General features: G+C 69.0%; 8 protein-coding genes. 5 read left to right on the top strand and 3 right to left on the bottom strand.

What is annotated here, in order from left to right:
- The 5 genes from QZ753_RS14865 to QZ753_RS14845 form a co-directional block, all read left to right on the top strand.
- On the top strand, positions 1 to 1,001 hold a 1,001-nt coding region (locus QZ753_RS14865; protein ID WP_294644677.1), incomplete at its 5' end, for a tripartite tricarboxylate transporter permease.
- Positions 1,002 to 1,023: 22 nt separating this feature from the next.
- Positions 1,024 to 1,524 carry a CYTH domain-containing protein gene (locus QZ753_RS14860; RefSeq protein ID WP_294644675.1) on the top strand — a complete coding sequence of 167 codons (501 nt, stop codon included), beginning with the start codon at positions 1,024 to 1,026 and terminating at the stop codon, positions 1,522 to 1,524.
- Between the two features lie 68 nt (positions 1,525 to 1,592).
- A complete protein-coding gene (locus tag QZ753_RS14855) occupies positions 1,593 to 2,540 on the top strand; it encodes a CHAD domain-containing protein (protein ID WP_294644674.1) in 948 nt (315 codons plus the stop codon).
- Positions 2,541 to 2,739: 199 nt separating this feature from the next.
- Entirely contained in the window at positions 2,740 to 3,444 is a 705-nt protein-coding gene (locus QZ753_RS14850; protein WP_294644678.1) for a pseudouridine synthase, read from the top strand.
- Positions 3,441 to 4,598 carry a crosslink repair DNA glycosylase YcaQ family protein gene (locus QZ753_RS14845; protein ID WP_294644673.1) on the top strand — a complete coding sequence of 386 codons (1,158 nt, stop codon included), beginning with the start codon at positions 3,441 to 3,443 and terminating at the stop codon, positions 4,596 to 4,598. The genes QZ753_RS14850 and QZ753_RS14845 overlap by 4 nt, the downstream gene beginning before the upstream one ends.
- A gap of 88 nt (positions 4,599 to 4,686) precedes the next feature.
- Here the strand turns inward: QZ753_RS14845 and QZ753_RS14840 are convergent, their stop codons facing one another.
- The 3 genes from QZ753_RS14840 to QZ753_RS14830 form a co-directional block, all read right to left on the bottom strand.
- Positions 4,687 to 6,051, bottom strand: a complete 1,365-nt coding sequence (locus tag QZ753_RS14840) for a TadE/TadG family type IV pilus assembly protein (RefSeq protein WP_294644672.1) — start codon at positions 6,049 to 6,051, stop codon at positions 4,687 to 4,689.
- A 4-nt stretch (positions 6,052 to 6,055) separates the two neighbouring features.
- Positions 6,056 to 6,745, bottom strand: coding sequence for a TadE/TadG family type IV pilus assembly protein (locus QZ753_RS14835; RefSeq protein ID WP_294644671.1), 690 nt, complete (start codon positions 6,743 to 6,745; stop codon positions 6,056 to 6,058).
- Positions 6,745 to 7,301, bottom strand: a 557-nt coding sequence (locus QZ753_RS14830) for a TadE/TadG family type IV pilus assembly protein (protein WP_294644670.1), incomplete at its 5' end; no start/stop codon positions are given. The genes QZ753_RS14835 and QZ753_RS14830, both read right to left, overlap by 1 nt.

The raw sequence follows: 7,301 nt of genomic DNA, 5'->3' as shown, positions 1-7,301 counted from the left end.
CGCTCGCCATGATCTGCCTCGGTCTGCTGCTCGGCACCGTCGGCCAGGACATCTACACTGGCACGCCACGCTTCACCTTCGGTCAGCTCGAGCTCTACCAGGGCATCAACTTCGTCTCGATCGCCGTAGGCGTCTTCGGCGTCGCGGAAATCTTCCGCAACCTCGAGAACGAGACGACGCGCGAGATCGGCGTCAAGAAGGTGGCCGGCCTCTGGCTGACCAAGGACGACTTCAAACGCATCATCGGTCCGGTGATCCGCGGCACGGCGCTCGGCTCGATCCTTGGCGTCCTGCCGGGCGGCGGCCACGTTCTCTCGTCCTTCGCCTCCTACTCGATGGAAAAGAACCTCGCGTCCAACAAGGCCGAGTTCGGCCATGGCGCGATCCAGGGCGTCGCGGGCCCTGAAAGCGCCAACAACGCCGCGGCGCAGACCTCGTTCATCCCACTCCTGACGCTCGGCATCCCCGCCCATCCCGTGATGGCGCTGATCGTCGGCGCCTTCATCCTGCAGGGCATCACGCCCGGCCCCAACGTCATCAACACGCAGCCGGCGCTCTTCTGGGGCATCATCGCCTCGATGTGGATCGGCAACGTGCTCCTCGTCATCCTCAACCTGCCGCTCATCGGCATCTGGGTGAAGATGCTGACGATCCCCTACCGCATCCTCTTCCCGGCGATCGTGCTGTTTGCCGCGATCGGCTGCTACTCGATCAACAACAACCCGTTCGACGTCTATGCGATCGGCGTGTTCGGGGTGCTCGGCTACGTGCTGATCCGCCTCGGCTGCGAGCCGGCGCCGCTGCTGCTCGGCTTCGTGCTCGGGCCGCTTCTGGAAGAGCACCTGCGCCGGGCCATGATCATCTCGCGCGGCAACGCCATGGTGTTCCTCGAGCGGCCGATCTCGGCCTCGCTCCTGGCGCTGGGCCTCGCCTGCGTGATCTTCGCGCTCCTGCCCTCCATCCGGAACAAGCGCAAGGAAGTCTTCGTCGAGGACGACTGAGCCGAGGCTTGACGGATCGAACTTGCGCCCGACCCTTGACGTCATGGGTATCGAGATCGAGCGCAAGTTCCTGCTGAAGGGCGACGCCTGGCGGCGCCATGCCGACGCGGGCACAGGGGTCCGGCAGTTCTACCTCGCTATCCGCGAGGGGCTCACCGTCCGGGTGCGCCTTCGCGAGGGGCGAAAGCCGATGATCACCATCAAGACCGGCGCGGGCGATGCCCGCGGCGAGTACGAGTACGAAATCCCCGAAGCCGACGCGCGCGAACTCGAAGCCGCCCGCGTCGGCTTCGTCGTCGACAAGCGCCGCCATCTCGTGCCGCTCGGCGACCTCACGATCGAGGTGGACGTGTTCGAGGGTGTGCTGGCCCCACTCGTCATGGCCGAGATCGAGCTGCCGGCCGTCGGACACGCCGTGGACCTGCCCGACTGGATCGGCGAGGAGGTTACCAACGACCCTCGCTACACCAACGCCGCCATGGCGCTGAACGGCCGGCCGGACCGCGACGCGCCCCGGAGCTGACGCCGGGTCCCCTTCCCGCCGTCATGCGCTAGATGCCCGGCCGGGCCCTGCCGGCCGCCGAGGAGACCATGGCCTACCGCATCGACCCCCGAACCCCCGTCGACGCCGCGATCCGGCGCGCCGCCCAGGAACAGATCGACAAGGCGATCCGCGACCTGTCCGGGGATGAGGACGGACGGCACGAGGCCGTGCACGAGGCGCGCAAGCGGCTGAAGAAACTGCGCGGGCTGGTGCGCCTCCTGCGCGAGGCCGATCCCGATTTCGCCAAGGCCGAGAACGCGCGTTACCGCGACGCCGGGCGCACGCTTTCGGCCGTGCGCGACCGGACGGCGCTGATCGAGGCGCTGGACGGGCTGGAGGCACGGTTTTCGGGCGAGGTCGCCAGTTCCTCCTTCGACGTGGTGCGTACCGCGCTGGAGTTGAAGCGGCAGGCCGCCATCGAGGCGGAGGGGAGCGCCGCCGACAGCGCCGCCGAGGCGCTGAAGGCCCTGAAGGAGGGCCGCACGCGGCTCGACGGCCTCGTCTTCGGCCGGCGCGAGATGCGCAACCGCGAGCGCATCGTAGCCGGCATCGAGGCGAACTACCGGCGCGGGCGGCGCGATCTCAAGGCGGCGCTCGCCAGCGGGCATGCCGAGGATTTCCACGACCTGCGCAAGCGCATCAAGTATCTTGGCATGCACCTCAAGCTTCTGGAGGACCTGTGGCCGTCCGCGCTGTCGCCGCTGCGCGAGGAGGCGGACCGCGCCGCCGATGCGCTCGGCCGCGACCACGACTACGCCGTGCTCCATGCCGAAATGCTCGCCGATCCGCGCTCGTTCGGCGCGCGGGCCGATCTCGACGTCGTGCTGGCGCTGCTCGATCGCCATCAGGCCGAGTTGCGCACGGAGGCTGCCGAGACCTGTGGGCGCCTTCTGGCCGAACGACCGGACGCTTTTGCCGCGCGCATCTCGCGGCTCTGGACGCTGGCCGCCGAGGCGCCCGACCCCGCCGCGCCGCCGGAGCCGGTTCCGGCCTGAGGCACCGTGCGGCCCGTCACCGGAGAATTCGGGGATGGCACGCGAGGGCTTGCCAAGCCGGCCCCGGCTGCGGCAAGCCGGCAGGCATGACGCCTCCCATGCGCCCCGCCCGATGACGCGAGACAGGGACCGCCCACCCACTCGGCCCCGAGGCCGAGCGAATGCTTCGCCGGCTGCAGCCTCCGATCGCGGCCACGGGATCGCCCGCGTCCTCTCCAAGCTCGGCTACTGCTCGCGGACGCAAGGGGAGGCCCTGGTGCGCGAGGGCCGGGTGCGGGTCGACGGCCGCGTCGTGCGCGACCCCGAGCATCGCACGCTCGCCTCCGCCGCTCGCATCGAGGTGGACGGCCGGCCCGTGGCGGCCGAGGCGCCCGTCACGGTGATGCTGAACAAGCCGCGCGGCCTCGTGACAACGCGCGACGATCCGCAGGGGCGCGAGACGATCTACCGCTGCCTGAAGGGTCTCGACCTGCCGCATGTCTCGCCGGTCGGCCGGCTCGACAAGGCAAGCGAAGGGCTGCTGCTTCTGACCAACGACACGGCCTTCGCGCAGCGCCTTCTCGATCCCGCCTCGCACGTGCCGAAGACCTACCACGTGCAGATCGACCGGGCGGCGGACGACGCGCTCCTTGCGGGCATCCGTGCCGGCGTCGAGGATCGGGGCGAGCATCTCGCGGTTCGCTCGGTTCGGCTGCTGCGCGAGGGGGAGCGCACCGCCTGGCTGGAGATCGTGCTCGACGAGGGCCGCAACCGCCACATCCGCCGGCTCCTCGCCGCGCTCGGGGCCGAGACGCTGCGGCTCGTGCGCGTGTCGATCGGCGCGCTCGCGCTCGGCGACTTGCCGAAGGGCGCCGTCCGCCCGCTGACGCCGGACGAGCGCGCGCTTCTAGAGCGCGCGCCTTGACGCTGTCCCTCTCGCCCGCGGAGGCCCGGCGGATCGCGCTCGGTGCGCAAGGCTTCGCCCGCCCCCGGCCGGAGCGAGCGGGCACGCTCCACGTGCGCCGCAATCTCGACCGGCTGGCGCTGCACCAGATCGACAGCGTCAACGTCCTCTCGCGCGCCCACTACCTGCCGGCCTTCTCGCGCCTCGGCGTCTACGACACCGCGGTTCTCGACCGCGACGCCTGGGGCCGCGTGTCGGAGCGGCGCGTCTTCGAATACTGGGCGCACGAGGCCTCGCTGGTTCCGCTCGACCTCCATCCGGCGCTGCGCTGGCGCATGGCGCGGGCCGACCGGGGCGAGGCCGGCTATTCCGGCATGCGCGCCTTTGCGGGCTCGCGCCGTGCGGAGGCGATGGCGCTCCTCGCCCGCATCCGCGACGAGGGGCCGCTCGGCGCATCCGACGTCGAGACGGGACGGACCGGGTGGTGGGAATGGTCCGAGCCGAAGCGCATGCTCGAATGGCTCTTCTACGCCGGCCACGTGACGACGCGAACCCGGAGGCGCGGATTCGAGCGGGTCTACGACCTGCCCGAGCGGGTGATCCCGCCGGGCATCCTCGCCCTGCCCGCTCTCGACGAGCGCGAGGCGCACCGGGTCCTCGTCGAGCGCTCGGCCCGTGCGCTGGGGATCGCGACGCCCGGGGAGATCGGCGACTACTTCCGCCTCGGCGGCCGCGACACGCAGCTTGCCGTCGCCGATCTCGTGGAAGCCGGAAGGCTGGTCCCGGCCACTGTCCCGGGCTGGCCGAAGGCCTTTCTCCATGCCGATGCCCGCGCGCCCCGCCGCATCGACGGCTCGGCTCTCCTTGCCCCGTTCGACCCCCTGGTCTGGCAGCGCGCCCGCGCCGAGCGCCTCTTCGGCTTTCGCTACCGCATCGAGATCTACGTGCCGGCCGCGCAGCGCCAGCACGGCTACTACGTCCTGCCCTTCCTTCATGCCGGACGCCTCGCCGCGCGCGTCGACCTCAAGGCCGACCGACCGCGATCCCGCCTCCTCGTCCCCGCCCTCCACCTCGAGGCGGACGCGCCGCCCGATACGCGCGAGGCGCTGGAGGCGGAACTTCGGCTCCTGGCAACGTGGCTCGGGCTGTCGGAGGTCCGGCACGGCGGCGGCTAGCCATCGCGCGTCGACCAATCTCCGTCATGTCGATCGGATGCGCTTCCTCCCGGTCGATCGTCGCGGGGCGGGGCGCTCCGAACGAGGCTCAGTGCGTCAGCGCCAGCGGCTTCGAGATCGAGCTGATGATCTGATCGATCGCCCGATCGATGTCGGCGGGGCTGGACGCGTCGTAGTAGTCGCCGGCCCCGCTCACGCAGGCCGCCATGTTGCTGTCGATGTAGCGGTAGAGCCAGTCCTTGATGGCCATGAACTTCGGGTTCGTTTCGCCCGCGGGTATCAGGTACTTGGTGTTGAGGGCGATCACGCGGATACCGGTGCTCTTCAGAGTCCCGCACATCTGCGGATCGAAGGACTGGATCCGGCCACCCCAGTCGGCCGCCGACGGGTCGAAGTAGACGAAGTTCGGGTCCCAGGTGATGCCGTCGCGGTCCGGATACTCCATCTGCGTGTCCTCCGTGCCGTCGGTCATGACGACGACGATCGCCTTGGCCTTCGCCCGCGTCAGCCCGTCACCCGGCGTTCCGATGATACCCTGGAGCTTCTTGAAGGCGACATGCGCGTTGGTGCCGCCTTCGCGCGTCGACGTCTCGAGATTGCTGATCGCCGCGGCGGCGACGCTCGGCGTATCGGTCGGTCCGAGAACGGTGGTGAAGGAGGAGTGGAACGTGTGCAGAGCGACCCGGTAGCGCTTGTCATCGCGCTGCAGAAGACTGTTGGCGAGCTTTCCGACCGCATCGCGAACGACATCGATCCGCATGCGGGCGCCGTTCTCGTGCGCCATCTCGTAGGTCGTTTTCGTCGGGTAGTCCGGATTGTTGCTTTTGAATTCCGACTGGATGATGTGGCAGCCGAAGGCGCAACCGTTCGCACCGACCCAGGAGCCGCCGTTGTAGAAGCGGCGCACCTGCATGTTGCGGATGATCTCCTGATCGGCGGCGGTCGCCCCGATCCCCATCGACTGCGAGATGTCCACGAGAACGTGCACGTCCACGTAGGGAGGAAGCGTCACGGACGCGCCGGACGCGCCCGAGACCTTGAAGTCGTTCACCTTGAACAGCTGTGCGAAGACGGTCGGCACCGTCGCGTCGTAACGCGTCTCGGAGGCGACGACCTCGCCCTTGACCGTGACCGATACGTTCGAGTTGGTGAGCGACGCGTCGACGATCCGGCCGGCCTGCGCGGCGAGATAGGCTTTTCCCTCGGCCTCCCCGGCTGCGATCGCCTGGGCCTGGGACTGGCTGCCCTCGTTGATCACCTCGACCGTTCGGCGAACCGCCGCCAGCGAGGCGCTGTCGATGGCGAGTTCCAGCCGCCGCTTCACCAGGACGGACTTAGCGTAATCCGTGGCCAGGCCCGTGAAGCCGAGAAGAGGAACGAGCGACAGCGCGAACATCATCGCGACGTTGCCGCTGACGTCTCGGCCGAATGCGGTCAGGCGCTTCTTCGTCATGGGCTCAACCCGGGCAGATGGTCGATCGGGGACTGCCGCTGCCGGTCGGCAGCATGGCGATCTGTGTGGCGTTTCGCGGCAGGAACCAGCTCGACTCGCTCAAGGTCGTGGTGAGGGCTCGCGCCACGCCGTCGAGGAAGCCCGCCGTGCCGTCGAGCTGCGGGACGTAGGGAAGCGAGGCCTGGACCAGAAGAACGCTGCCGCTGCCGAAGAAGTCGTTGGGAACGGTCGCGTTGGTCGGTGCGAGCTTCTGGCCCGGCGCGATCTTGCCGCAGACCAGCGGGCTCTGCCCGACGCTCCACGCGACGCTCGCGTCGTACTGGCAGTTGGACTGGCAGGCGGCATCGCGCTTCTGGAAGGCGATGTTCGAGATCGTCACCGTCAGCGCGTCGCTCCAGCTCGATCGGCCGAGGCGTTGCGCGACGCGCTTGGATTCCGGCGCGATCAGGGGCGCGGCGCTCCAGATGCGCTGGACGTCCGAAAGCTTCGCTGTCGCCGGAAGCTGGGACGCCATCTGGCCGATCATGCTGACGGTCTGGACGACCTGGTTGTTGGTGTGAACGTACTTGCTGACCTCGAACATCCCGAGCAGCATGACGATCAGGACCGGGAGAATGATCGCGAATTCGATCGCGGCGGCCCCGCCCTCCGCCGGCAGGAAGCCCCCGAGCCGCTGGAAGGGACGCATCGCCATTATTGGCACGGCCCCGTCTTCTTGGCCTCGACCGGCTCGTTGCGCCACGCGGCGTAGGAGGCCAGCATCGTGACCCGCTCTCCGCCGTACGAGGTGAACATGCCGGCGGGCAGGATCTGGCCGACGATCGGACGCTCGGGATAGGACACGCGAAGGAACATGTACTGCCCGGTCGCCCCGAGGCAGAAGTTGGTGGCCGTCTGCGAGCCGATCGGTGTTCGGTCCCAGGTGGTCGCATCGAAGGTGGTCGCGGAATCGGGCAGGATGCCGCCTTCCACGATCACGCGCGAGCAGTCGAAGAACGGCTCCAGCTGTGGGCAGATGCGGTTGGTCTTGAACTTCTCGACCGTGTCGTCCGACGCTCGCTGCGATGCCCCCAGCATGATGGAGCGAGACGCCGCGACGGTGGCGTCGTCCAGCCGATGCTGGAGGAAGAGGAGGTAGCCGACCTCGATGTGCCCGAACAATAGCGTCAGGAAGAGCGAACCGAGAAGCGCGAACTCCACCGCGGCCGACCCGGCGCTATTCCTGACGAAACTGATGAGGCGGATTTGCA

Source organism: uncultured Aureimonas sp., assembly GCF_913775355.1.
Taxonomy (GTDB): Bacteria; Pseudomonadota; Alphaproteobacteria; order Rhizobiales; family Rhizobiaceae; genus Aureimonas.
Note: the sequence above shows the minus strand (reverse complement) of the source record. Positions and strands in the feature narration are given on the sequence as shown.

Bases quoted from the DNA above. Each gene is read 5' to 3' on its own strand.
- QZ753_RS14840 (WP_294644672.1), bottom strand. From the start codon at position 6,051: ATGACGAAGAAGCGCCTGACCGCATTCGGCCGAGACGTCAGCGGCAAC.
- QZ753_RS14835 (WP_294644671.1), bottom strand. From the start codon at position 6,745: ATGGCGATGCGTCCCTTCCAGCGGCTCGGGGGCTTCCTGCCGGCGGAG.
- QZ753_RS14855 (WP_294644674.1), top strand. From the start codon at position 1,593: ATGGCCTACCGCATCGACCCCCGAACCCCCGTCGACGCCGCGATCCGG.